This is a genomic window from Microcoleus sp. Pol11C2, assembly GCF_036701505.1.
Taxonomy (GTDB): domain Bacteria; phylum Cyanobacteriota; class Cyanobacteriia; order Cyanobacteriales; family Microcoleaceae; genus Microcoleus.
In genome coordinates this window covers 1-25,416 of sequence record NZ_JAUBQX010000005.1, presented here as the reverse complement: position 1 = coordinate 25,416, position 25,416 = coordinate 1, and the positions used below count along the sequence as shown (strand labels likewise).

At 45.5% G+C, this 25,416-nt stretch carries 19 protein-coding genes and 3 tRNA genes; 11 read left to right on the top strand and 11 right to left on the bottom strand.

Annotated elements, in window-relative coordinates:
- Window positions 1–200: 200 nt before the first annotated feature.
- The 4 genes from QUA42_RS04695 to QUA42_RS04680 form a co-directional block, all read right to left on the bottom strand.
- On the bottom strand, window positions 201–1,055 hold the full coding sequence (locus QUA42_RS04695; RefSeq protein WP_333135545.1) for a hypothetical protein: 855 nt from the start codon (window positions 1,053–1,055) through the stop codon (window positions 201–203).
- Between the two features lie 288 nt (window positions 1,056–1,343).
- Window positions 1,344–1,799, bottom strand: a complete 456-nt coding sequence (locus QUA42_RS04690) for an HD domain-containing protein (RefSeq protein ID WP_333135543.1) — start codon at window positions 1,797–1,799, stop codon at window positions 1,344–1,346.
- A 62-nt stretch (window positions 1,800–1,861) separates the two neighbouring features.
- On the bottom strand, window positions 1,862–2,290 hold the full coding sequence (locus tag QUA42_RS04685) for an NUDIX domain-containing protein (RefSeq protein WP_333135541.1): 429 nt from the start codon (window positions 2,288–2,290) through the stop codon (window positions 1,862–1,864).
- 36 nt (window positions 2,291–2,326) lie between these two features.
- Window positions 2,327–3,382 (bottom strand): adenylate/guanylate cyclase domain-containing protein, encoded by a 1,056-nt coding sequence (locus QUA42_RS04680; RefSeq protein WP_333135539.1) that lies wholly within the window; start codon window positions 3,380–3,382, stop codon window positions 2,327–2,329.
- A 552-nt stretch (window positions 3,383–3,934) separates the two neighbouring features.
- Between QUA42_RS04680 and QUA42_RS04675 the strand changes: the two genes are divergently transcribed.
- Both QUA42_RS04675 and QUA42_RS04670 read left to right on the top strand, forming a co-directional pair.
- Complete coding sequence (locus QUA42_RS04675; RefSeq protein ID WP_333135537.1) at window positions 3,935–5,068, top strand: class I SAM-dependent methyltransferase; 1,134 nt, start codon at window positions 3,935–3,937, stop codon at window positions 5,066–5,068.
- Window positions 5,069–5,397: 329 nt separating this feature from the next.
- Entirely contained in the window at window positions 5,398–7,101 is a 1,704-nt protein-coding gene (locus QUA42_RS04670) for a lipoxygenase family protein (RefSeq protein ID WP_333135535.1), read from the top strand.
- Window positions 7,102–7,227: 126 nt separating this feature from the next.
- On the opposite strand, the gene QUA42_RS04665 is transcribed toward QUA42_RS04670, so the two are convergent.
- The 4 genes from QUA42_RS04665 to QUA42_RS04650 all read right to left on the bottom strand — a co-directional run bounded on the left by QUA42_RS04665 (window position 7,228) and on the right by QUA42_RS04650 (window position 10,694).
- Complete coding sequence (locus QUA42_RS04665; protein ID WP_333135533.1) at window positions 7,228–8,379, bottom strand: fatty acid desaturase; 1,152 nt, start codon at window positions 8,377–8,379, stop codon at window positions 7,228–7,230.
- A gap of 320 nt (window positions 8,380–8,699) precedes the next feature.
- Window positions 8,700–9,965 carry a glutamate-5-semialdehyde dehydrogenase gene (locus QUA42_RS04660; protein ID WP_333040318.1) on the bottom strand — a complete coding sequence of 422 codons (1,266 nt, stop codon included), beginning with the start codon at window positions 9,963–9,965 and terminating at the stop codon, window positions 8,700–8,702.
- A 4-nt stretch (window positions 9,966–9,969) separates the two neighbouring features.
- Window positions 9,970–10,374, bottom strand: coding sequence for a hypothetical protein (locus tag QUA42_RS04655; RefSeq protein ID WP_039888086.1), 405 nt, complete (start codon window positions 10,372–10,374; stop codon window positions 9,970–9,972).
- Window positions 10,375–10,622: 248 nt separating this feature from the next.
- Window positions 10,623–10,694: transfer RNA gene (locus QUA42_RS04650), tRNA-Gly, on the bottom strand.
- Between the two features lie 219 nt (window positions 10,695–10,913).
- Between QUA42_RS04650 and QUA42_RS04645 the strand changes: the two genes are divergently transcribed.
- The 4 genes from QUA42_RS04645 to QUA42_RS04630 all read left to right on the top strand — a co-directional run bounded on the left by QUA42_RS04645 (window position 10,914) and on the right by QUA42_RS04630 (window position 13,585).
- Window positions 10,914–11,054, top strand: coding sequence for a hypothetical protein (locus QUA42_RS04645; protein ID WP_172188980.1), 141 nt, complete (start codon window positions 10,914–10,916; stop codon window positions 11,052–11,054).
- A gap of 289 nt (window positions 11,055–11,343) precedes the next feature.
- The gene (locus tag QUA42_RS04640; RefSeq protein WP_333135531.1) at window positions 11,344–13,161 is read left to right on the top strand and encodes an ABC transporter ATP-binding protein; all 1,818 of its coding nucleotides are present in this window, start codon (window positions 11,344–11,346) and stop codon (window positions 13,159–13,161) included.
- Window positions 13,162–13,358: 197 nt separating this feature from the next.
- A tRNA-Tyr gene (locus tag QUA42_RS04635) sits at window positions 13,359–13,440 on the top strand.
- A 73-nt stretch (window positions 13,441–13,513) separates the two neighbouring features.
- Window positions 13,514–13,585: transfer RNA gene (locus tag QUA42_RS04630), tRNA-Thr, on the top strand.
- Window positions 13,586–13,652: 67 nt separating this feature from the next.
- Here the strand turns inward: QUA42_RS04630 and QUA42_RS04625 are convergent.
- Together QUA42_RS04625 and QUA42_RS04620 are read right to left on the bottom strand one after the other, a co-directional pair.
- Window positions 13,653–13,847 carry a hypothetical protein gene (locus QUA42_RS04625; protein ID WP_333135529.1) on the bottom strand — a complete coding sequence of 65 codons (195 nt, stop codon included), beginning with the start codon at window positions 13,845–13,847 and terminating at the stop codon, window positions 13,653–13,655.
- Between the two features lie 335 nt (window positions 13,848–14,182).
- On the bottom strand, window positions 14,183–16,741 hold the full coding sequence (locus QUA42_RS04620) for a PhoD-like phosphatase (protein WP_333135527.1): 2,559 nt from the start codon (window positions 16,739–16,741) through the stop codon (window positions 14,183–14,185).
- A 145-nt stretch (window positions 16,742–16,886) separates the two neighbouring features.
- Between QUA42_RS04620 and QUA42_RS04615 the strand changes: the two genes are divergently transcribed.
- The 5 genes from QUA42_RS04615 to QUA42_RS04595 all read left to right on the top strand — a co-directional run bounded on the left by QUA42_RS04615 (window position 16,887) and on the right by QUA42_RS04595 (window position 24,561).
- Window positions 16,887–19,049, top strand: coding sequence for a CBS domain-containing protein (locus tag QUA42_RS04615; RefSeq protein WP_333135525.1), 2,163 nt, complete (start codon window positions 16,887–16,889; stop codon window positions 19,047–19,049).
- Window positions 19,050–19,986: 937 nt separating this feature from the next.
- Window positions 19,987–20,853 carry a ferredoxin:protochlorophyllide reductase (ATP-dependent) iron-sulfur ATP-binding protein gene (bchL, locus tag QUA42_RS04610; protein ID WP_006634709.1) on the top strand — a complete coding sequence of 289 codons (867 nt, stop codon included), beginning with the start codon at window positions 19,987–19,989 and terminating at the stop codon, window positions 20,851–20,853.
- A gap of 34 nt (window positions 20,854–20,887) precedes the next feature.
- Window positions 20,888–22,324, top strand: a complete 1,437-nt coding sequence (locus tag QUA42_RS04605; RefSeq protein WP_333135523.1) for a DUF5331 domain-containing protein — start codon at window positions 20,888–20,890, stop codon at window positions 22,322–22,324.
- A 477-nt stretch (window positions 22,325–22,801) separates the two neighbouring features.
- Window positions 22,802–24,211, top strand: a complete 1,410-nt coding sequence (locus QUA42_RS04600) for a ferredoxin:protochlorophyllide reductase (ATP-dependent) subunit N (RefSeq protein ID WP_333135521.1) — start codon at window positions 22,802–22,804, stop codon at window positions 24,209–24,211.
- A 122-nt stretch (window positions 24,212–24,333) separates the two neighbouring features.
- A complete protein-coding gene (locus QUA42_RS04595) occupies window positions 24,334–24,561 on the top strand; it encodes a type II toxin-antitoxin system HicB family antitoxin (RefSeq protein WP_333135519.1) in 228 nt (75 codons plus the stop codon).
- Here QUA42_RS04595 and QUA42_RS04590 read toward each other — a convergent pair.
- Window positions 24,551–25,416 (bottom strand): DUF3800 domain-containing protein (locus tag QUA42_RS04590; RefSeq protein WP_333135517.1); only part of this gene is annotated, 866 nt, incomplete at its 5' end. The genes QUA42_RS04595 and QUA42_RS04590 overlap by 11 nt on opposite strands.

The following is a 25,416-nucleotide window of genomic DNA, read 5'->3' as shown; positions in this document are numbered from 1 at the left end:
GAACTGAAATTAATTAGTGGGACTTAAACATTTCATAGCTTCTTTAGGATCCCAAACCCCCTCGCTGGCAATGGAAAGAGGTCGATGACCTAAAAATGCCTGAAACCCTTGGTATAAGTAGATTCATGCCCATTTGAGCTAAAAGTATTTCTCTATCTGGGTTTGAAGCCATTTTGGCTTCAGTTTTTGTCTAAGTCACGTTAGCAAGGTAGTGGCCCCTCTTCGATCATATATTCATTTATGATGGCTTCCCACAGTGGTGAATAGGGAGGTTGGTTACTAAAGACACTTAATACAATTCTTACAGTTGCGTCGGCAGTGCGGTAGTTGTGAATGATTACTGAAGCGGTTTGCAACTGAGCAGATTCAGAAATTCCTAGAGGGCGGTTTATTTTCAAAAGCTGCTCACTAGAAACCGATGGATAGATTTGCCCCTCGACTTCTTGCAAATTAGGCCGCCAATCATCACGCGGTTTGAAATTAGGCCCATCATCCCACCGCATACCCTCAAAAGCATATATCTTAGTGACTTCTCCAGTAATCAGATTAATCTGATAAGCTGCTGAATCCTCATGGGACGGGCCAGGAGTTCCTTGCACCCGAACACGAAGTAGAGCGATCCGCAAGCTTTGCTCAGATAAATCACACCGTGAGTCAGTAACTTCACCAGGTAGCCACAACTGATTCGATCGCATAAGCAGTTGACCATCTATTGTGGAATATGCGGCGATTGCATCACTTTCCACCGCCCAAAGGATTTGATCAGTTACTCGTAGGGGAGAGCCAGATTCTTCAGATTGCCACTCAATTGCGCCAGAAACTAACGATCGGCTCACAATTTTTCCCTCAAGCGAGCGATAAAACAAGCTGGATTCTAGCGGATCGACTGCAAGCTTATACCGTCGATTGTCACTCAATAATTTTTTAGCAACAGTTTTTCTGGGAGCTGGGTGAAGAAAAGTTTTAGGAATTTCAGGAGAAGGCGCGGGTTGCTCCTCCAGAGCAGGCTTGAGTATGCTGAGCGCTTGGCGCCAATTGTTCAGCCATTCCAACATCTTATAGACTCCCGTCCATTTGGATAAGATAATACCCTATTAAAACCTTCAATTTGCTTTTATGGGGAGTTAGACAAAAACTGAAGCCATTTGGGCTTCAAACCCCGCTCTAGAAAGACTTTTAGCTCGAAAGGGGATGAATATAGTTATACTAAGGGTTCCAGGCATTTTTAGATCCTCGACCTCTTTCCATTGCGAGCGAGGGCTTTTAGGCTCCTCAAGGGGCTATAAAATGTTTAAGTCCAATTAGGCTGAATTTACATACTTTTACTTTATAAATAAAAATAATTACTTTAAGGCGGCACGCAACTGACTGAGGACTTTTTTGTATTTTGCAATGCGTTGAAAATCTGCCTCTGTCGGATTGGCGATGCGACGAAGATCAAGGTTATGAGTAACATCAGCGATTTTGACTCGCAGTGCGATCGGGTTGGCAATCACACGTTCTAAATAAGCTGCATAAGCTTCTCCTTCTATTTTGGTAATCGCCGCGATCGCCGAGACTAGAACTTCAGGAAAACCTTCGCTTCTAAGTTGCTCAAGTGTAAGTTCAGAATCTTCGACCGCATCGTGTAGCACCGCTACGATTTTCTGATCTATAGAATTTACATTTTCCATCACAAATAGCGGATGATCGATATAGGGATTGCCTGCCTTATCAACCTGCCCCTCATGAGCTTTGGCTGCGATCGCGGTCGCTCGTTTTAGTAATGATTCGTAATCTGAATTCGTATTTAACAACATCGTAAAGAAGTTCTATATTAAAGTTTCAGTCTCATCGCGGGTAAAAGGTAGTGTGAGAGTTTTTATTTTAAAAATTCCTGCAACAATTTCCAAGCCATTTGAGTACCTTCTCCTGCGTTGACTTTTTCAAAATCTACATCTTTTCTCAAAACTACCAAACCCACACCTTCTTTGATTTCTATTTTATCACAATCGCTAACTCTCGCCAAAAAAAGGTGGTTTTTTTGTAATACTTTTTTATTATTTTGAGTTTTTTGGTGAGTAAAAGTTGTGATAAAATCCATTTTGTAATAATTGGTTGTGAGGCTAGTTTCTTCCTCCATTTCTCGCACTGCTGCCTGCTGTGGGCTTTCTCCAATGTCCACGCCACCACCAAAAGTAGAAAGCATCCCTTGACTGGCAATACCCGGAATATTATCTCGTAGTTGTGCCCCAATCTGACCGTTGGGGAGCATGATAAAAATGCGGACAATTGAATTGGGAATATTCATGTTATCGAGGAAATAACCAAACTAAAAAAAGTTTCTCTATAGTTTTATGATTTGACTCCAAACTTTCCTCATCCAATTGTACACCGCAGCATACAAAGCCAGCAATTTATTGACAAAACTTTGCCAAAGAGAACCTTCCCTTACCTCAGAAACTTCTTCGATTTCCACGGGCAGCGGCGGCATCCCGACTACTTCATACAGCGGATATTCGCCACTTTTCCCCGGAATTGGCACGGATACGCACTGATTGACGATCGCCAATTCTTTCACTTCCTGATAAGTTTCCTCGGAAATCAGTAAACTCGTTCCTACTTGCTTATTAGCCGCCTCGATCCGGCTGGCCAAATTTACGGCATCCCCGATCGCCGTCACTGTCTGATTTTTCAACGCCCCCAAATTCCCCACAACCACCCAGCCGCAGTGAATCCCAATCCCAATCCGCAAGCTGTGACGGTATAAAGTCTCAAAATAGGGATTGAGTTTCTCTAGTTCCTCCAGCATTTCCACCCCAGCCCTTACCGCTTGTTCGGCTGCTTTGTCGGGATTTTCCAACCCAAACAGCGCCATAAAACCATCTCCCATGTAATTATTAATCATGCCACCATTCCGGTTGATTACATAACCCATTTTTTGGAAATAGCGATTTAAAACATAGATTACGTCGTAGGGTAACAGCGATTCTGCAAAAGGCGTAAATCCTCTAATATCCGCAAACAAAATTGCAATTTTCTTCTCTTGACCCACAGGAGCAGAAATTGACTTTCCCGCCATTTCGTCGTTAAATGATTCCAAGTCTTCAGAATCGATCGCTAATCGGCGCAAAATCACCTTGCCACCTGCAACCTGCGTCTGACAAGCCAGCCTAATTTCCGGTTCTAAACGCAATTTTTTCGCGAGTTCCTCTTCCGGCGAAGTGCGCGGAGAGCAAAATTCTAAACCTTCGACAATCAATACCCGGCAAGTCGAACACCGGGCGCTACCGCCGCAGATGTGGGTGTGGGGAATGTCGGCACGCAGGGAAGCTTCGAGAATTATATCGTCGTCGTCTATCTCGATCGTGCGATCGTCCGGCAGATAGTGAATCTGTGGCATATGTGGCGCGTCTAGCTAATTAGCGAGGAATCTCGCGGACATCTGTTATTGCAGCGAACCTGTATGCAAACCCGGTTTCTGGGCATTTTTTCTGTATCCCTGATTCCTTAACTATAAGTCGCGATCGGCATTTGCTTCTCGTTGCCTCAAGTCAAGCGCCCAACAGACACCAGTTTAAAAAAAGAAAGCAACTCTAGGCAAGAGTCCAACTCTTAGCTCATCATTCCTTTTCAATTCTAAAATCTAAAATGGTATAACTGAACACTAAAATTTTCATATCACCGTCAAAATACCCCAATTCAAGCTGTGGAGTTAATCTCAAATCTAAAATCTCAAATCTAAAATAAACTGACATAATTCTTAATAAAATTAAGATCGCCCAAAGCCCGATAAATCCGTTATCAAATCCCCTTCAACCGCCATATATTTTTAGGACTTTTGGGAGTTGTGGTATGCAAACCTTACTTGGTAATAGTTTCAGCTTTTTTGCTCTCTAACAACCAGCTAATTTTCGTGAGATAGAATAGCAGCATCTTTAAAACCAGTATAACCATGACTTCATCAACAGCCTTACAAAACATCGAAAACCACATTCCCATCGTGGGAAATATCCATACCAAAAGTCCGATCGCCTACGGAGCAACCCGCCTCGCAGTCAGTGCAGTTAACGCGGTACAAATGGCAGTAGCAGAGTCTTACATCAACGGATTAGAAGTCCCAGATTCAGTATTGCGATCGCTTTTTGATACCTGTATGCCCGTATTATTTCGGTACTTTCCCTCTCTGCTTATGGCCTACGAATGGGTACTGACAGAAACAGACCGCACCGCCGAAGGGTCCCGGGATTTAATGAAAATTCACTACGACTTGCCTCAAGCAATGCTGAATCCGATGTTAGGCGACGGCAAACTCATTTATCCTAAATACACCATGGGGTTGTGGGAAAAAGGAGCGGCCAACCTTGAACAATCGCAAATGCAGATGATTGATGATGTGATTGAGAAGCTAGACATTCAGGATGGCGATCGCATTTTAGACTTTGGTTGCGGTTGGGGTTGCGTTCCCAATTACATTCTTTCCAAATTCCCCAATGTCCAGTTTACTGGCATTAACCTCAGCCACAACCAATGCGAGTATATGCGTCAGAAGATGCAAGACCCCGAAAGCTACCTCAGTTCCGGTCGATTTACCCTATATGAAGGCGATTTGAACGACGCCAACTTCGAGACAAAATTTGACAAAATTCTCTCCATCGGAGTTTTTGAGCATGTAGGCAATTTAACGAAGGGTTTCCAAAAGCTTGCCTCTTTCCTGAAGGATAACGGCAAAGTTTTCATTCACATTATCACAGTCCGCATTCCCAACAATATGTCCAGCCCTTTCCTCCACAAATACATTTTCCCCCACGGTCGTATCTGGAAATACGATGCCGTTGCCAGCCACAACAAAGACCTCAAAACGATAAAAAGCTGGTATCTCAACGGATACAATTACTCTACAACCTTAGTTAATTGGCTGAAAAATTTTGATGATTCTCAGGCAATAGTCAAAGATTTAGACTACGGCATGGACTATGGCAAATTTCGTCGCATCTGGCGGTTTTTCTTGATTTGGGCGGAAACTCTTTTCGCGAGTTGCGATGGTGAATATATCGGCAACGGCCAATATTTAATGGTTCGTGCATAACCGCTAATCAGTAGACCAAGCTCAAAAAGCTCAACAACAGAACACCCCGAACCCCTACTTCTCAAAGAAGTCGGGGTTCTTGAGTGCGAGCTAATTATTGGGAGAATGAAACGTTTCAACTTAGATTTAGGGCGATCGAGAAGTGTTGCCTTCTTTTGAGGAATTTTTCTGAGTTTAAAAAAATCCGGAATAAGATTATTGCTCGGTGAATAAGACCTATATCAAGCGTGAGCCTGCACAATACTTTTTAAATTCCCTCCTCGATCGGTAGTGATGAGGTCCGATATTTTACTACAAAAAGAGAGTTGATTTATACAATGGTAGACAATATGAAACCTTCTCTTCCTCAAGACGACCCGAACCAAGAACAGCGCAAAGATTCCTTGAATCGTCAGCAACAAGCTTATCAGTTTGACCATGACAGTTTATCACCTTTGGCATTATTGAAAGATCTGCCACCAGTCGAGAACTTTTCGAGCAAGTATATTGGAGAGCGGATACTAGCAACATCGGAACTTCCCGGAAATATGCTGGCGGCCGATTCGAGAAGTTTTCTCGATCCTCTCGACGAGCTCCAAGACTATGAAGATTTCTTTACTCTGCTGCCGCTACCTGCTGTTGCCAAAATCTACCAAACCGATCGCTCTTTTGCAGAACAGCGCCTGTCTGGAGCAAATCCGATGGTGCTTCGTTTGTTAGATGCCGGCGATCCTCGAGCGCAAACACTGGCACAAATTTCCAGCTTTCACCCATTATTCGATCTGGGCCAAGAGTTGCAACAAAAAAACATTTACATTGCCGATTATACGGGTAGCGACCAACACTATCGCGCGCCTTCAAAAATTGGAGGCGGCAGCTATGAAAAAGGCAGAAAATTCTTGCCAAAACCGCGAGCTTTTTTCGCTTGGCGGTGGACTGGAATCCGCGATCGCGGTGAACTGGTGCCGATCGCCATTCAACTAGATCCAACGCCAAATAGCCATCTTTACACCCCGTTCGATCCTCCTGTGGATTGGCTGTTTGCGAAACTCTGCGTGCAAGTAGCAGATGCCAATCACCACGAAATGAGTTCGCATTTAGGTCGAACTCATTTGGTGATGGAACCAATCGCGATCGTCACCGCCCGACAGTTGGCTAAAAATCACCCCCTTAGCCTGCTGCTGAAACCGCACTTTCGGTTTATGTTGACTAACAACGAACTGGCGCGTTCTTATTTGATCGCTCCGGGCGGGCCAGTCGATGACTTGCTAAGCGGTAGCTTGCCAGAGACAATGGAAATAGCTAGAGAGGCTTGCAGTAACTGGAGTCTGGATCAATTTGCCTTCCCAACCGAACTGAAAAATCGGGGCATGGACGATCCAAATCAACTGCCTCACTATCCTTACCGAGATGATGGATTACTGCTGTGGAATGCGATCGAAACCTTTGTCTGTGGCTATCTCAAATTCTTTTACCCGACAAATGAAGCACTCGTCCAAGATGTGGAACTGCAAACTTGGGCCCAAGAATTAGCCTCGAATGAGGGCGGTAAAGTCAAAGGAATGCCCAGCAAAATCGACACAGTTGAACAATTAATTAAAATTGTCACAACCATAATTTTTACCTGCGGCCCGCAGCATTCAGCCGTCAATTTTCCCCAGTATGACTACATGAGTTTTGCTGCCAATATGCCCTTGGCAGCATACCGGGACATTCCCAAAATTAATGCTTCTGGGACTCTCGAAGTGATTACGGAAAATGACATTTTACGGTTGCTTCCTCCGTACAAGCGAGCGGCTGAACAACTGAAAATTCTGTTTATTTTGTCAGCTTATCGATATGACCGTTTAGGTTATTACGATAAATCTTTCCGAGAACTCTACCGGATGAGTTTCGATGAAGTTTTTGAGGGAACGCCGATCCAACTTTTAGCCAGACAGTTCCAGCAAAATTTGAATATGGCAGAACAAAAGATTGATGCCAACAATCAAAAACGAGTCATCCCTTATTTGGCTCTCAAGCCTTCGTTGGTGCTCAATAGTATCAGTATGTAGAATTAAAAATTAAGCCCGATATCTCAAAGTAAGGTGTGCACTGCACACCTTACTCTGTATTGGTCGTTAGCGTCGGTTTATAGTTGTAGTCTGGGGGAAAGTTGTGAGCGTAACTGGTGTATTTAGCTATGGCAAAGGTGTTACACCAGAATTATCAAGAGGGCAATTTACCGAAGTTTTCCCTAAATAATCAGTTAAGGTGACTTCATCTTTGTAATGCCGAGGAGTTTGCATTAACAATTGCCAAGCTTCACCAGCATCAAGTAAATTCATCCGCCCGGGATAGTGAGTTTGGATCAACTCTTGAACCAAAGGGTAATAGTCTGAGTTAAGACTAGGGAAAATATGATGCTCCGTGTGATAGGAAAAATTGAAATGCAACAGATCAACTATTTTGGGAACCCGTAGCGAGAGACTATTGATCAGAGGATCGTTAACACTCGTCATCCGACAAATCAGGTGATTTGTGTAGATATAAAACATTGCAACTGTATGACCGATTGCTAAGGGTAGCAAGTACCCAAGAACGATTTTTAGCGGATGAAACTCTAAATAGAATAAAATGCTAAAATGCAGGCATAAAACCGCAAACAACTCAAGAGCAATTTTCAATCTATCTTTCTGACTGACTGTGAATGCAGCGGGCACATAATCCACAATTTTATTATTAAACAATAGGCTCGACGAGAGGTGGCAAAATTGATGAAATAACCACGATGCTGGAAGTCCTACTATTAATAACCAAGATGGATTATCAATCGCTGGCGCAAAGAAATTATGAATCCATTTTCCCCAACTATTCGGCTGCTGGTAAAGGTAATTGCGATCCGGATCTTCTAGATAATTTGTTTGACTGTGATGTACAATGTTATGAACATATTTCCACTGAGTTGAAGGCATAAACATCATTGCAAACCCTAGAAAACTAATTATATGATAAGTCATACGAGACTTTTTATTGACGCTACCGTGCATGAAATCATGGGCGAAAAATCCCATAGTTACGATACTATTACCCATACTTAAAGCTAAAGGTAAATAAAGCCATAGAAGATAGATGGGCCACTGATCTAGACGAGCGGCAATTCCCCAACCCAGTAGCAAAATGACCATATTAATGAACAGTATAACCAACTTACTAGAATCTGGTTTAAAGGCTTCTGATGGCAGGAGTGGGCGCAATTTCTTAGCGTATACCGAGTGGTGAATTAGCGTTTCTTCGCCTAAAGTCGGCGTTGCCGTCTTGTCTAGAGTATTGAGTGATTTTTCTGATTTCATGTAATCGCTAAGACTATTTTCATGTGACTTAATAAGTTTCTAAATTTAATTAGATCCCGTACCAGATTTTAGATTGAACCCACACATAAATCCGGCGGCTTATTGTTAGGAGGCGGAGATTTTATTTGTCTCCACTGCGGCTATCCGGGAGCTTGCGATCAAATTGCTTTATATCAAGGCTGCCTGATTGTTCTACCCAGATATTATTGTATCCTATAAAAATATTTTTGGACAACTATTGAAGGCTTACGCATCGATAATAGTCTCCCACTTTTCAGTTTGGTTTAATCCCAATAACCAATCCTAAATAACCTATAAGACTAAAAAAGTCCGTTTCCCTGAACAATTTCTTTAATTGTCGTCAGCGTATCTAACCCGATCAATCCCCGACGATAACCTTTTTGGTTGGACATTCCCAAAAATATCGCATCTCCCCGATTTTGATAACGCCAAAACCGAGGCGAGGCATTAATAAAAGTTGAGGCGCTGTTAACATCCAGAGCAAATTGGCGACTTTCTAAGTAAGATTCAGTGGCGATGCAGTCAGCGTGGCCGCTGCTGTAGCGGTTGATCCAGCCGATCGCAATCTCTAAACTATCGACAACTTTAAACGCTATGGTTTTGTTTAAATACGGTTGAGTCCACTCGTATGGTTCCGCCAGCTTCAAGTCTGGGAAATCTGCAACAAGATCCGCATCGGCGCTAATTTGAAAGCCTTTTTCTTTTAAACTGTTCCACAGCCTGACTAAGGAAGAAGGCTTTTGGTTGCGATCGATCAGCACTTTCTCGATCGCATTAACAGGATCGGGCACGCTTTGATGGCTGTCCAAAATCATCCACCTTGCCATCTCCAAACTGCCAGTCGGTGACCAATAAAGGTAACAATTTCCCATTGCCGACCTCAGAACTGGTGCTGTGCACAACCTTACCACCTGCTGCACCAAACTTGGCCGGCCGTAGGGAATAATTAAATTGAGATATTGGTCTTGAGTGACCAATTCTCTGATCGAAGCGCCCCGGTCAGGCGGCAGTACCTGCAAACATCCTGAGGGCAAACCGACCTCATCGATCGCCGACACCAAAGCTTCTCCAATTACACTATTAGTGTGCCAGCTTTCGCTGCCGCCTTTAAGAATCAAACTGTTAGCGCTTTTGAGAGACAAACCCGCGGCGATCGCCCCCAACTCTGGAAACGCCTCGTAAATTAGAGCGATCGCCCCCAGTGGTAGCGACTGACAGTACACCTGACAACGATCAACCTGATAAGAAGCATTGATCACCCTGCCGATCGGATCTGGCATTTCCCCCAACCGTTCCAGAATTTGCACAGTTGTCTTGATCCGTTCCGGCGTCAGCTTCAGCCACTCCACAATCAACTCGGGAATCGCCATGTCCCGACTCGCTTCTAGATCCAGAGTATTTGCTTCTAAAATGTCATTTTGTCTGCGTTTCAGCGATCCCGCCATCGCCTGCAAAGCTGCCGCGCGATCGGCACTCTTTGTCGCAGCCAACTCCAAAGAAGCTTGATAAGCACGACGCGCGACATTTGCGGCATCTGATGAATGGGTAAAATCCTCTATTATCATCTAGCTAACGCCTATAAGCCAGCCATACCATCAGCGCCGGCAGCATTGCTAGCAGCACCGCGACCATTGCCCACAGAATAATATTCGGGCCCGGCGAGTGTAGCGCCAAGGGCAACCAAATCACTAGCGGCACCAATATCATACCCAAAGCCAGTGGCAAGTAATGGGCCTTCAAACCCGGATGCGCTCTGTTCCACTGGTTGCCCGTCCACCGCCAAGCCTGCTTGTAAGGATAGTTCGTTGATAGTTGCTCGATCACGTATCCACTTTCGTCCAATACAAATATTTGTTGACAGCGGTTGCAGCCAAAGGCTTCTGTCAACGTTATGGGAACTAGACGACCCCGGCGTCGGCAAGGACAGGGGTACTCATCGTTTAAGTCAATCTTTGGAGCTTTTTGAGATGGCACTAGCGATCGGATAAAAAAAGCGTTTTTGCAAAAATAATCGTTAACATATCCACTTAATCAAACTTGTCAATTCCGCCAAAGCGAGGCTTTCAACTGCCTGTTCCGAGATCTCGCCCGATCGGCAATTTTGACTTGCAAGTTCTGGATTCAATCTTACCACTAACTTAGGTATTTTCAACCATCATTAGGACTATACCGAAAAATTTTTTGATATACTTTCCGGTTTCCTTGATTGTTTTATCTTCTAAAGCGGGTGACGCGATTCGAACGCGCGACATTCACCTTGGCAAGGTGACGCTCTACCACTGAGCTACACCCGCATTTCCTGCGGTATTAACAATATTGTCTCAATTCTCGAAATTTGTCAAGTCTTTTTACTAAGTTTTTTTCACAAACCCAGTAAACCCCCCCCAAACCCACTCCCCACCTGCAATTTCAGTAGCCAGATCATTAACCAAATCAGTAATTGCCGTGAAAATTGACCGCCATCGGCCGACGGCAAAGCTACAATCAAGCTGGAATTGTGGGAGAACACTGTCATGTCAGATTTAAATCGCGGAATCATGAAGTTCAAGGGAGCTGACAGTCCTATAGCGATCGCCATTTCGGCGATTGTCATTGCCGGCGGAATCGGCTTCTTGATCTGGTGGGCGCTGCAATCAGCCTACACCTTCAGCTAACAGACTACTCAAACGTAAAACTTATAAGGTCTTGCTCAGAAGGCAGAATTTAAGAAAAATTCTGTCTTTTGCATTTTTTGGCCCTTAGTCTGGAATTGATTGCCCAGGAATGCGGATCGATTGCTGACGATCAAATGATTGCCATAAATCACCCGATCGGGCGAGTCGCTAGCATGAGCCGAGATGACTCCCCGATCAACTACTTTTGTAGTACACTTGTAAACAAAGCGCGCCGAGAGCGCAATTTTAAATGCAAGTGTTTGCAAGGGTTGTATCTCAACAAGAATTTATGGCAAGCTTTCAGGACATCTTCAAATACTACAGTCGCTACTGGAAAATATCACTTTACAGCATAGCTGGCTCCAGCGTTTTGGCACTAGCCGATTTGCTTGTTCCGTACGCGATCGGTCAAATATTAAACGTATTGTCGGGTCAAGCTACAGATACAATAACTCAAAAACTGATAGCAGCGATCGCCTCTGTTACCCAGCACTCATCCAACAAAATATTATCGCTATCGGTCTTGCTGGGCCTGATTTTTCTGGTAACAGTCGCCAAAGCACCGGTACAGCCTTGGGTGGGAAATTGGTTCCACTGGGCGATACCATTGAGGGCAAGGCGCGATCAAATGAGAAGTGCGATCGGCAAAATCCTCACCTTACCCCTAGAATTCTACGACGAAAACAACGCCGGACGGATTGCCAGCCGCATCGCCAAAGGCATCGCCAACCATACTTGGACTTACCCAGAAATTGCCGGCGAATTCATCCCCGAAGTCGTCCGCTTAATCGGCATTTTTGCCGTTATCTGCTTAATTGAGTGGCGGATTGGCTTATTAATTTTGGTTTCATTCCTATTTATCCTCAGTTTCACCCTCAAAGGCCTGCAAGGGGTGACTGCGCGAGAAGAAATTCTCGATGAATACATCGAAGATACCGAAAGCCGCAACTCGGAAATTATCACCAACATCAAAACAGTCAAAGCTTTTGCGACAGAAAGCGATGAACTCAAAAGGCAAACCACCAGACTCGATCGCGAATTAAAAGTCGTGATCAACCGCATTCACAAAGGATACGTCACCCTGGGGACATACCAGCAGACGATCGTCCAGTTGTGTTTGTTTTCAGTTCTTGGTTTTAGCCTAGCAGCCACGGTTGCAGGCAAAATTTCCCTCGGATATTTTGTTACCGTCTACACCCTGGCAAGCATGGCATATTCCCAACTGCGTCCGATTAGCATTATCGCCGAATTATTGGCGCGGCGTTATTCTTCAATGATCCGGTTCCACGAGTTTATGCAAACGCCAGACGGTGTTGATGCAGTTAATTTAGCAGAAAATGCTCGATCGGCGTCGCCTTATAAATTTACAGGGAAAGTTGAACTCAGCGGTTTGACCTTCGGGTACGACAGTCAAAAACCCGTTTTGCAGGATGTGAGTTTATTGATTCATCCCCGTCAGACTGTAGCATTAGTCGGGCGATCGGGTTCCGGAAAATCGACTTTAGTTAAACTTCTGTTTCGCTACTTTGAACCCAACTCCGGCCGCATTCTGATCGACGGCGAAGACATTGGCAGCTTAGACGTGACTCGCTACCGTCAGCGTTTAGCCATTGTCCACCAAGAAGTAGACGTTTTTAACGGTACTTTGCTGGAAAATTTGACTTACGGAAACAGAAATGCAACTTTCGAGCAAGTTGAGGATGCTTGTCGCATCGCCAAAGTAGACGATTTTGTGCGACTGTTGCCCCAAGGTTACTATACCGTGGTCGGGGAGAGAGGAATGCGGTTGTCCGGCGGTCAGCGGCAGCGGTTGGGGATTGCCAGGGCGCTTTTGGTGGAACCGGATGTGTTAATTTTTGATGAGGCTACTTCTAGTTTGGACTATGAGTCCGAGCGATCGATCCAGATAGCCATGCGAAATATCCTCGGTACGCGCACCACCATAATTATTGCCCACAGACTGAGTACAATTCGCGAAGCCGATGCGATCGTCGTACTCGACGGCGGTAGAATCGTCGAAATTGGCAGCCACGAAGAACTCTTAAGCCAACAAGGCATTTACCGCCGCCTGCACTCCCTGCAAGAAACCGGGGAATTACTGAATTAGGGATTTGGGCTAAGTCTAGACTTAGGGTGCTCCGGGCGGGCACCCAGCCTAGACGTAGCAATGGACACCTTAAACAGTGTTCAAATTTCCCCTCTGCCGCTAACTAACTTATGTGTTCTCAACTTAATGATTAGAGTTTTAAATATAATGTTGCAAATAAAGATTCTGGTGCTAAGATGTATAACTGTGATGGAAATGGGTCGATGCCCGAGCGGTTAATGGGGGCGGACTGTAAATCCGCTGGCTACGCCTACGCTAGTTCAAATCTAGCTCGGCCCACCTCAATTTAATAAAAAGTTAAAATTTAAGAATTAAAAATTAATTTTTTAATTGGAGGTTCTTAATTTTTTATGCCCGTGTAACTCAGTGGTAGAGTACCTCCTTGGTAAGGAGGAAGTCACGAGTTCAAATCTCGTCACGGGCTTTCTAGTATATGCTATATCCATCAAGGGTTTCAGGTTCATCGCACATCAAGAAGGTTAGTTTTGCGATTAACTTTCGTGCTGATGGTTTTCTAATATTTCCAAAACGACTTCCATATCTGCCAAGTGCGCCCTCAACTTTTTGCGTCTGGCTTTTAACTGATTGAGCAGGTCGGCCTGCTCTGGAAATTTTGCGACGGCCGGAGAAACTTTGTTGCTATCTTTGGTAGTGTTGGGGCTGTTAATTAATATCATCGTACCCATAGTTTAGCTCGTAAGCACGGTTTTGACATCACTGTTAGTGGCTGGCAGTATGGCTAGTTGAGAATGGTGTCACCTCTCAGTTCCACCGGAGATGTTGCACCAATATCAATAATCCTTTTTTGGGCGGGATCTCCTGCCCAACCCCTACTCCCCACTAGAAAACTTATTCTTTGTGGAACAGGCCCGAAAGCCTGTTCTTGAGAATGGTGTAACATCTCACTTCCAACCGACTTTAGCTATGAGACTAGGGTTTCCCCCCCGGCGGAAACTGCGACAAACTCATCACAATATTGTACCCGTATCCAAATCCCCGACTTCTTCCAGAAATCGTGAATCTAATCATCCTCATCTAATCCCAGTGGCACAAAATATTGACTGTAAACCACACTATCCGGCTCCCAAAGAGGCCGCCAATAAACATTTTGCATAACCGCTTTCTCCCCATCATTCTCAGCGGGCCACTGAAAACTGACGATCGCAATATTGCTATATCCCACAATCTCATCACCCTCTTGCAGCCAGCGATTGCGCCACAACAGCGCTATAAAATTCCACAACCTACGCAGGAATGACAATTGTTTATTTTTATGCGATCTATCTGACGCAGTTCCCTTTTCTAGCAGCAAAAATACCCGAGCTCTTTGCCGTTTAATCCAGTCAATCCGATAGCCCCAATCAGGCAGAGATTGTCTATTCCTGAGAGCAGCCCCCATAGCTTTCTTTGGGCCACCCCTCGAAATCTTCATTAATTCCAGTGGCTCATTCCATCCCAAACATTCGTGCGATCGCTCAGGAAACAGCGACTTAATCTTAGTATGAACTAAATGCGTTTTCCACTCCTCATTGATAAAAGCACTAGCAGTCAACTGCGCCAGCACAGAATATTGACAATTTGACTTATAATTCGCCCCCTTCAAAGGATCAATATTCGGCCGAGAATCGCCAAAATGACAATCAGACCAATAACTCAGTCGCACAGCAGCAGCATAGTGAATATCCCCCGTCAACACAATCACCCGATCGCGCTGCTTAAAAAACTCCGACAACAGCTTTACAAAAGCTAACTCATGAAAATTCCAAGCATCCCCTGCATCACTATTAAAAACCTTCCCCTGTTCCACATCCCACTTTTGCACCGCATCAATAATCCACAGACCCACCAAATTTGTTGGTACAACTACCAGCGTCGCCTCAATCTCAAACTCCCCAGTTTTATTCAGCAAATCAGTCTCCTTAAAAGGTTTCTGAATTTGCTCCTCAAAACCTTTGTGAGTCAAAAGCATGGGCGGATCGATTGCGCTTTTCACCGGATACCCCCGCCAACTCCGCGTATCCAGCACAATCACCTCGTGCTTAAAACTTCTGACAGTAAAATGCCAATTCAAAACCTCATTTACACCATCGTCATCTCTATCCAAAATAAAAACATCTTCATCTAATTTCAACTTAGGCAAATGAGTTTTCGGATCGAGTCCTGGAATTCCCAAATACAAAGCCGCCTCCTCCCAAGCAGAAACATCCGTACCAGCAGAAGCCGACCATTTTTCAGCAGTTGTTAATAATTTATATCCAGGTTTTTCGCGATCGAACTGTGCAGGCGTATTTCCCCAAGCCTGAAACACAGCGTAAGCCAGCAAAGCATTCTGCACCACCCGTCGGCCCAGCGGCTTTCCCAGCACCCGGTAACACCACTCTCGATTCAAATACAAATCGTCACTAACATCATGGTCATCGCAAATCATATAACTTGGAATATTCGCTAGAGCCCTCCTCACCCTCCACAAATTGCGAGCAAAACCGTTAAGTTCAACAACTTCTCTATCCCAGACTTTTGCCTGCTTATAATTTGGGCAAATATCCTTACCCTTCGGAAAACTCGTACACCAGAGTACCGGCGACCAAACTAACAAATACATCGCATAATATTCGCCCAAGCTAAACAAGTGACTTTTAGCATTGTTGGGTTTATTTACCAACATCGCCGTAAAGCCGCCAAAATCTCTGGCAATATCGCTGCGAGTCCCCGGCTGTAACTCAATTGGTTTTTTGGACTCATACTCAGCATCAGACGGTTTCTGAATTGGCGACTCTCTAAAAATTTCCCTCTCTTGGCCCAGTGCAGTTTCGTTTTCCGAATTTTTAGGTATACTGATACACAAATTCTTTTTTATTTGGGCATCATCCATCAGGGGTAGACTCTCTTCCCAGCCCAACAGTGTATCACCAGCATCAGTCAGGGCCCACAGCATGGCATCGGCAACGTCGTCGCCGTAAATTTGATCGCCCGTTAAAAACAGTTGATGGGGCCTGCTATTTGCCGTTCCTGCAAACTGTTCGATCGAATTATCCAAGATTGGCAGCGCATCTCTGCCGTCTCCGTGGGGCTTGCGACAAGAACCGTGAACGATACGCAAATAGTTTAAATCGTTCGGTGGCAGGGCAAAAGTCGGCAACTGGTGAGCGAAATAACTAATCGTCCCCGGCCCCAAAGCCGATAAATCAGGAGCGGCAGGCCACAGGCAAGAAATGAGATTTTCTTTCTCATTTTCTGCGACTGCGCCCGCCGACGGCGACTCGCTACTCCCAGCAAACTCGATGTCATACGCATAAATTTGCCCCGATGTCAAGACATTGCTATTAATTGGTTTAGCAGTCACCGCGACTACGTGCAGGTATTTGCCGAGCTGCACGGTAGAGTTCGTACCTTGGAGCAATGGCCGATCGACAATTTCGCCGGTTCCGCCCTCTGTCGAATAAACCTTGAGTTCGACTTGGCGGGGTGCTTTTAAAGCTAGCCAAACTGTCACGGCCCGACTTTCAGTCCGGCGCAAAATCGGGCCCGCAAGGATAAGCGGCAAGTGATGAATTCGATGACTTAAGGGAGTCCACGACATAGGATTTAAAAAATAAAAATTAAATAAGAGTGTTCTAGCAATCAGATTTTAGGCGATCGAGCATCTATCACCCGCTTAATTAATGCTAAGTCTGCCAACCCAAGTCTCCAAAATTGTAACAACTCATTAAGTAAAATTAATAATCATGCTACAAGAAGAAAAATTACAACATTTCCGAGATTTAGCCCCGCAGTTGCCCGTAATTAAATCATCAGAACCCGCCGGACGCCCTAACAGCCGGCCGCTCTACTCGTCACCTTTAGATCGGGCGATCGACCGCCACCCCCTCACCGTGGCTCCAGAAACCCCGATCGCCCAGGTGTTGGCTCTCATGAACCCGATGCGCGTCTCCTGTCAGCTTTGTGGCGAAAAACAAAACGCTGTTGCTAGCGCAGCCAAGCGCAGTTGCGTCTTAGTCGTCGAAGATAATCGGCCGATCGGCATTTTTACAGAACGGGATATCGTCAAGCTAACTACCGTCGCAGCTTGTACAGTCGGACTGACAATTGCTGACGTAATGACTCGATCGCCCATTACCCTCAGACAATCCGAGTCTCAAGATATTTTCACAGCTATGTTCACGTTGCGCCAGCACCAGATCCGGCATTTGCCAGTAGTGGACGACGACTCGCGACTTCTCGGCATCATCACCCGCGAAGCCATTCACGAAGCCCTGCAACCGATTAACTTGCTAACCAATTTGCGCTGTGCAGCAGATGTCATGACGAAAGAAGTCATTTCTGCCCCAACAACTGCCTCAGCCCTCGATTTAGCCCAGCTCATGGTCAAGCATCGAGTTAGTTCCGTCGTCATTGTCAAAGAGCAAACTCAGCATCCCGAGCGGGCGATCGCACCACCACAAAATTATCAAATTCCGATCGGCATTGTCACCGAGCGCGACATCGTGCAGTTTCACGCCCTCGAACTCAACCTCTCGGAAATCCCAGCAGCAAGGGCCATGAGTGCGCCTTTATTTTGCATATCTCCCGCCGATTCCCTGTGGAGTGTCCACCAGTCCATGCAGCGCCACTGCGTCCGCCGTTTGGTAGTAGTTGGCAGCCAGGGAGAACTTTTGGGCGTTGTGTCTCAGACAAATTTGCCGCAAGTTTTTAACCAATCTGAAATGTATGGGACGATCGAGCTGTTGCAACAAGCAGTGGACGATCGAGCCACCCAATTGCAGAAAGCCAACGAACTTTTGCAGCAAGAAATTTTAGAGCGGCAGCGGGCCCAAGAAGCCCTGCGCCAAGCTCACGACGACTTAAAAAAACAAGTTGAAGAACGCACGGCTCAACTTTTAGAATCCAATGAATTGTTGAGACGGGATATTATCAAGCGCCAGAGAGTCGAAGAAGTGTTGCGGCGAAAGCAAACTTGCTTGAAAAATCAAGCGCAGCAATTAGAGCAAACTGTGCGAAAGTTGCAGCTAACTCAAACTCAATTAGTGCAAACCGAAAAAATGTCTTCTTTGGGACAAATGATTGCCGGTATCGCTCACGAAATTAACAATCCTGTTAATTTTATCTACGGCAACCTTTCCCACGCCAGCCACTACATCAAAGAATTGATCCAACTTTTGGGACTTTATCAGCAGCACTATCCGGAACCAGCCTCGGAAATTCGGGAAGCAGCAGCAGAGATGGAAGTCGATTTTTTGGTAGAAGACTTATCTAAGCTAGTGTCTTCTATGCAAGTGGGAACCGAGCGCATCCGCCAAATAGTTGTGTCGATGCGTAATTTTTCCAGATCCGATCAATCTAACACCAAGCTCGTTGACATTCACGAGGGACTCGAAACCACTTTGTTGATTTTGCAGCATCGGCTCAAACCCCACGGCGGACATCCACCTATCCAGATTATTAAAGAATATGGCAATTTGCCCCACATCGAGTGCTGTGCCAGTCAGATCAATCAGGTGTTCATGAATATTATCGGCAATGCTATTGATGCTTTGGATGAAGAAATCCAGAAAGGGGAATGGGCGACGAGAAATGGGAAAAATTCACTCCCGTCAAATCCTAGTTCTCCATTGACTCTTCCCACTATTACAATTCGCACTGAAGTTGTTGGTGGCGATTTTGTGGCGATCCGCATTTCCGACAACGGGCGGGGCATACCGGAGGAGATTCGCCGCCAATTATTTGACCCGTTTTTTACTACCAAACCAGTCGGCAAGGGCACTGGGTTGGGACTGTCGATTTCTTACCATTTAATTGTCGAACAGCACGGGGGACGGCTCAACTGCGTTTCGGAACCGGGACGGGGCACTGAGTTTGCGATCGAGATTCCGATTGTCAGTTGTCATTAGTCAGCAGTCATAGGATTTTAGATTTTAGATTGAAAAATTGAAGAATTGGAAATGACTCATTAAGCTCGTGGTTTGGAGCACGGGCCTAAAGTTGCATTCTTTTTTTCAAATGGTATTCAGTAGTCATGGGGAAGACATGATATTCTCCCAATCCCCCACTCTCCCCATCCACTCTCCCTCTTCCCGACTCACTCCCCCACTTTCCAACTCCCCACCATTTCCTAAAAATTCACAATTTTTTACAAAACGCCAGAAACCCCACCAAAGTCCCTCTTTCCCAATCTAAAATCTAAAATCTAAAATCTAAAATCCCATAACTTTGCCCTCCCCTGACCCAAATGAGCCGAACTCACTTCGAGTTTGCCTCATCCACTAGCGCCTTTATGACCGTTCCAGTTACCCGCACAAGCCATCAACTGCCTGCATCCTAGCTCCAAAGCCAAAATCCCAGATTGTTGGAGAAGTTAATTTTTGTTTTATTTTTGTACCTCTTTATATTAAGAAAGTATTCTAAAATTAATTTAAAATCTAAAAATAATCTAAAAATAGATTTTTATATCAAAAAACCAGTTAAGATTCCCAAAGATGCAAAATAAACCAATTTACTAGCATTTTCATTTAGACGCCCCCTTTCTTTTCATCGCAAGTTAGCTAATAATGCTTTCAACGAGGTGACTAAAGGCAGAGTCCAAAATTGGTCTAACCCAAAGACGGATACAAGCCCCAAACAAAAGTCGTCGAGAGAAAAAATTTTAGTTAGAGAAAAGACCCAGATTCATCTGTGGAGTCCATTCTTTAATCTGAAATCTCAAATCGACTGACAGTAAGGGAATTGCAATTGGGCTATTGCAATTGGCCTATTGCAATTGGGCGAGCGAAAAAAAGCAGGAAAACCCAGCCCTCATCGTTTTGATAGAAACCTATAGGAGAACCAAGAGTGAAACTAGCAGTTTACGGAAAAGGTGGAATTGGTAAATCAACAACAAGCTGCAACATCTCCGTTGCCCTAGCCAAGCGCGGCAAGAAAGTTTTGCAAATCGGTTGCGATCCAAAGCACGACAGCACATTTACCCTCACTGGCTTCTTGATCCCCACAATTATTGACACGCTTCAGCAAAAGGACTATCACTACGAAGACGTTTGGCCCGAAGATGTCATCTACAAAGGCTACGGCGGCGTTGACTGCGTAGAAGCAGGCGGCCCTCCTGCAGGAGCTGGCTGCGGCGGCTATGTAGTCGGTGAAACCGTCAAACTCCTCAAAGAACTCAATGCCTTCGACGAATACGACATCATCCTGTTCGACGTGCTCGGTGACGTAGTGTGCGGCGGTTTTGCAGCCCCATTGAACTACGCCGATTACTGCATGATTGTTACCGACAACGGGTTCGACGCTTTATTTGCAGCCAACCGCATCGCCGCCTCTGTCCGCGAAAAAGCCCGCACTCACCCGTTGCGGCTCGCCGGTTTAATTGGCAACCGCACCTCAAAGCGCGACTTGATCGACAAGTACATAGACTCTGTACCGATGCCGGTGCTGGAAGTGCTGCCCCTGATTGAAGACATTCGCGTTTCTCGCGTCAAAGGCAAAACATTGTTTGAGATGGCTGAAAGCGATCCTTCCCTCAACTACGTCTGCGATTACTACCTCAACATCGCTGACCAGATTTTGGCAATGCCCGAAGGAGTAGTGCCCAACGACACGCCCGATCGCGAATTATTCGCCTTACTTTCAGATTTTTATCTAAATCCAGTGCAACCGGTGGTCAAGAAGGAGGAAGATGAGCTAGACCTGATGATGGTTTAATAGGTCTAGCGATCAGGATGAGGATAAAGAGGTTATGGCTTTTTTTGATACTTTTTCAGTTGCTCTCAAACAGAAGTGGTTGGACTACTACCAGGTAAATCGGGCTTGGCTGCTCCTGCACATGACGGCTGAGAACACGGTCGCCACACCCGACGGCGGGAAAAGGCCTGTTTCTTACCTCATCCTGGGAATTGCGGCTGCCCTGGAGCCGGAACTCCAGCAATTAATGCTGCCCTTCTCAAAACTCAAGCCGGATGCAGACAGCCTGATCGAAGTGTTGGGGCTAAATTTTGACCCGGACATCGCGCTGGGTATGCCCTCAAATCTCGCGCCGCAGACGGTCGGTAAATCTCCAACACCCGCAGCAGCTCAAACTGCAACTGCTGCACCCGCAGCAGCTCAAACTGCAACTACTGCACCCGCAGTCCCTCAAACTGCAACTGCTGCACCCGTAGCAGCTCAAACTGCAACTGCTGCACCCGCCGCAGCCAAATCTAATAAATTGGGCGGTGCTGCCTTAGCAGCCGGCGGAGTAGTCGCCGGAGTCGCCGGAGTCGCCGGTCTGGCAGCAGCAGCGTCAGCACTGAGCTCAGAGGAGGAATCCTTCGATGAGTTTGAGGAAGAAGCGGTTTCCGACTTCGACATGGGCGATGACGAGGAAGAAGCTGTCTCCGACTTCGACATGGGCGATGACGAGGAAGAAGTTGTCTCCGACTTCGACTTGGACGATGACGAGGAAGAAGCTGTCTCCGACTTCGACTTGGACGATGACGAGGAAGAAGCTGTCTCCGACTTCGACATGGATGATGACGAGGAAGAAGCCTCGGCTTTGGACGGTCTCGGTCTAGAAGACGATGAGGAAGACGCCGTATCTGACTTTGATATGAGCGACGATGAGGAAGACGCCGTATCTGACTTTGATATGGGCGACGATGAGGAAGACGCCGTATCTGACTTTGATATGGGTGATGACGAGGAAGATGAAGCCTTGGCTTTGGGCGGTCTCGACCTCGGCGATGACGAGGAAGATGAAGCCTCGGCTTTGGGCGGTCTCGACCTCGGCGATGACGAGGAAGATGAAGCTTTGGCTTTGGGCGGTCTCGACCTCGGCGATGACGAGGAAGATGAAGCCTCACAATTTGGGACTTTGACCTCGGGAGATCTCGAATCGGGGATTTCCGATCCGTTTGGGGAAGAAGATGAAGAGTTTGTCGCCGAAGAAATACCCGATCCTTTTGGGACAGCGACCTCAGATGACCTAGACATGGATCTGGGCGACTTGGACGATGACGGTATTGACGATTTCTCTGTATCTGATGACGATGACCTCGATGATCTCGGACTCGACGATCTGGGGGAAGCAACTACCGGAGATCCTGACGAAGATGATTTAGATGCTCTAGGTCTCGGCGATTTGGATTCCGACGATGAGGATGAAGAAATTTCCGGGTTTTTATCTGATTTTAAGTGAGGTTGTTGCGATCGCCCGCGTCTCTTCTAGTCTTGAAGTTTGCCACTCTATTGGTGAGCTGTGAGTTGCGAGTTGTTAATTTTTAATTAGCTCCAACTCACAACTGCCAAAAGGCTTTTTGCCACGAGCTAGTTGAAGAAAACTAAATCCCTGCTGTGAGGGATTATAAGCCCTCGCGCAGAATTTTTTAGCTCAAATTTTGGATGCTGCGGCTGCGGAAATATTGAGTTTGTTGCATCTATTTTTCAGAGGAATTAGCCCAAAATCAGGTATTTCTATTTATTGTTCGCTGCTTCAGCGCGATCGCAAAAAACAGATTTTTTTCGCTCCTGTGCCTGTTCGCGTTTGAGAGGGAAAACAACCTATTTCTATAGTCCGCGAGAGCAAGGAGGCGATCGCAAAAAACAGGTATTTCCTCGCTTAGCGAGCCTGTCCTGTTCCAGACAAAAAACAATTTAAAGGGAGAAGATTTGAGATATGACTGCTATTACTACTAATGAACCGGAAGCTTTAAACTTTGAATGTGAAACAGGCAATTATCACACCTTTTGTCCGATTAGCTGCGTAGCTTGGCTTTATCAAAAAATTGAAGATAGCTTTTTCTTGGTCATCGGTACCAAGACTTGCGGCTATTTCTTGCAAAACGCAATGGGCGTGATGATCTTTGCTGAGCCTCGCTATGCGATGGCTGAGTTGGAAGAGGGCGATATTTCCGCTCAGTTAAACGATTATGATGAGTTGAAGCGGCTGTGCTTGCAAATTAAGCGCGATCGTAACCCCAGTGTAATTGTTTGGATCGGCACTTGCACCACCGAAATCATCAAAATGGATTTGGAAGGGTTAGCGCCTAAACTCGAAGCAGAAATTGGGATTCCCATCGTCACGGCTCGCGCTAACGGCTTGGATTACGCTTTTACTCAAGGGGAAGATACCGTTTTAGCAGCGATGGCTGCTAAATGTCCTGAGAAAGCGCCCGTGATGGAATCTCAGAAACAAGAACGCAATGCTATCTCTCAATTGCTGAATTTCGGCAAGAAAAAAGAGGAAGTTGCAGCAGATGAATCGGAATATGTCAAGCACACACCGCTGGTACTTTTCGGTTCTTTGCCCGATCCGGTTGTTACTCAGCTAACTCTAGAATTGAAGAAGCAAGGAATCAAAGTTTCCGGTTGGCTTCCTTCCAAGCGCTACACTGAATTGCCAGTCTTGGAAGAAGGTTATTATGTATCGGGTATGAATCCGTTCTTGTCGCGTACTGCTTCTACGTTGATGCGTCGTCGCAAGTGTAAGCTAATTGGTGCGCCATTCCCGATCGGCCCTGACGGAACTCGCGCTTGGATTGAGAAGATTTGCTCAGTGTTGGGAATTGAACCAAAAGGTTTGGACGAACGGGAAGCGCAAATTTGGGCTGGTTTGGAAGATTACCTGCAAATAATTCGCGGTAAATCTGTCTTCTTTATGGGGGACAATTTGTTAGAGATTTCTTTAGCACGTTTCTTGATTCGCTGCGGCATGACTTGCCCGGAAATTGGCATTCCTTACATGGACAAGCGCTATCAGGCGGCAGAATTGGCTTTGTTAGAAAAAACTTGTCACGAGATGGGAGTTCCTACTCCTCGGATTGTGGAGAAACCAGACAATTACAATCAGCTTCAGCGGATTTACGAGCAGAATATTGACTTGGTGATTACTGGTATGGCTCACGCTAATCCTTTGGAAGCGCGGGGAATTAATACTAAGTGGTCTGTTGAGTTTACTTTTGCTCAGATTCACGGCTTTGGTAATGCGCGGGATATTTTGGAGTTGGTGACTCGTCCATTGCGCCGGAATAATTCGCTGAAGGATTTGGGTTGGGGTGACTTGGTGAATAAAGAAGCTAAGGTTTAATAGTTTTTTGTAAGATAGTAAGGTGGGCGTTGCTCACCTTATTTTTTTAGGAACCGCTGATGTAGGCAGATGAACGCAGATGAACGCGGATGAAGAGTGCGATCGATCTTTATAATTAGAAAATGAAAGTCAAGTTTAAATCTCTAGATTATTACTTGAGCCTGAAATATCCTATCATTTTTTATCCAGAATCTGAAGGTTACACGGCGATAATCAAAAACCTTCCGGGTTGTATGTCTGTGGGGGAAACTTTGTCGGAAGCGATGGAGAACATTGAGGAAGCTAGGGAGTTGTGGATAGAGACTGCTTATAAGTGCGGGGATGAGATTCCTTTACCTGCTAAAAGTTAAAGTAGGGTGCGTCGCTTCGACAATTCTCGGCAATAGTAGCTATCCGATTGCTCGGATTGAGATTTAAATCATGAGTAACCGCCGATAAAAACTCTTCTATTCCATCAAGCAATGGCTGTTTGTTGATACTTTTCTCCACCAAATATATTAACAACATATAATTTCTGGTCGCATCAAATGTATGTGGGTCGGTGTAACTCAAATCAGGAATCACTGAGTTGCCACCTATAATACCGGGTATATGCTCTATCCAGCTCTCTGTATTTTGGTTGACACCTTCTCTAGCAGCATAGGCACAAGCAGCCGCAGCAACATCAGCTATTTGTATGCCCGGAAATTTATCGGATTCCACAAATTGAACTTCTTGGGATAGATTAAATGTACAGGGTTCTTTTACTCCTTGAAAAAAGTCCATATCAATCTTATCCTTTATCCCAATCATAGGATGGAACAGTCTATTGTTTTCTTTGAGTGGTTTACTAACATCACAAAAAACTTTAAGTTGGTTAAACTCTTGTCCCCAGTCACAGAGAATAGACAACAAAGCCGGGTACGAAAGCTCTAAAATCCACTTGCCTATATCAGTTCCTTGTAAAGAGTTTAATTCTTGATTTATTATATCCCTATGATGAATACAGAAAGTCTTTATGCCGTCGAGTATAGGCGAAATATCAGGTGTTTTGGAAGAACTAAAAAGATAGTTAAGTTCTGTGGCCTCCCAACTTCTCATAAGCTTCTGAAAATCGCTAAATATTTTTTCAGCATCCGCGCTCTGAGATCTGGGGGGGTGACGACCCGCCCCAAACCCATAGTTAGTAAGGATTGAGCCAACTTGTGGTAAAAAAAGATAGGCAG

Coding starts and splice junctions, on each gene's coding strand:
- QUA42_RS04695 (WP_333135545.1), bottom strand. CDS start 1,055: ATGTTGGAATGGCTGAACAATTGGCGCCAAGCGCTCAGCATACTCAAG.
- QUA42_RS04690 (WP_333135543.1), bottom strand. CDS start 1,799: ATGTTGTTAAATACGAATTCAGATTACGAATCATTACTAAAACGAGCG.
- QUA42_RS04685 (WP_333135541.1), bottom strand. CDS start 2,290: ATGAATATTCCCAATTCAATTGTCCGCATTTTTATCATGCTCCCCAAC.
- QUA42_RS04680 (WP_333135539.1), bottom strand. CDS start 3,382: ATGCCACAGATTCACTATCTGCCGGACGATCGCACGATCGAGATAGAC.
- QUA42_RS04675 (WP_333135537.1), top strand. CDS start 3,935: ATGACTTCATCAACAGCCTTACAAAACATCGAAAACCACATTCCCATC.
- QUA42_RS04670 (WP_333135535.1), top strand. CDS start 5,398: ATGAAACCTTCTCTTCCTCAAGACGACCCGAACCAAGAACAGCGCAAA.
- QUA42_RS04665 (WP_333135533.1), bottom strand. CDS start 8,379: ATGAAATCAGAAAAATCACTCAATACTCTAGACAAGACGGCAACGCCG.
- QUA42_RS04660 (WP_333040318.1), bottom strand. CDS start 9,965: ATGATAATAGAGGATTTTACCCATTCATCAGATGCCGCAAATGTCGCG.
- QUA42_RS04645 (WP_172188980.1), top strand. CDS start 10,914: ATGTCAGATTTAAATCGCGGAATCATGAAGTTCAAGGGAGCTGACAGT.
- QUA42_RS04640 (WP_333135531.1), top strand. CDS start 11,344: ATGGCAAGCTTTCAGGACATCTTCAAATACTACAGTCGCTACTGGAAA.
- QUA42_RS04625 (WP_333135529.1), bottom strand. CDS start 13,847: ATGGGTACGATGATATTAATTAACAGCCCCAACACTACCAAAGATAGC.
- QUA42_RS04620 (WP_333135527.1), bottom strand. CDS start 16,741: ATGTCGTGGACTCCCTTAAGTCATCGAATTCATCACTTGCCGCTTATC.
- QUA42_RS04615 (WP_333135525.1), top strand. CDS start 16,887: ATGCTACAAGAAGAAAAATTACAACATTTCCGAGATTTAGCCCCGCAG.
- QUA42_RS04605 (WP_333135523.1), top strand. CDS start 20,888: ATGGCTTTTTTTGATACTTTTTCAGTTGCTCTCAAACAGAAGTGGTTG.
- QUA42_RS04600 (WP_333135521.1), top strand. CDS start 22,802: ATGACTGCTATTACTACTAATGAACCGGAAGCTTTAAACTTTGAATGT.
- QUA42_RS04595 (WP_333135519.1), top strand. CDS start 24,334: ATGAAAGTCAAGTTTAAATCTCTAGATTATTACTTGAGCCTGAAATAT.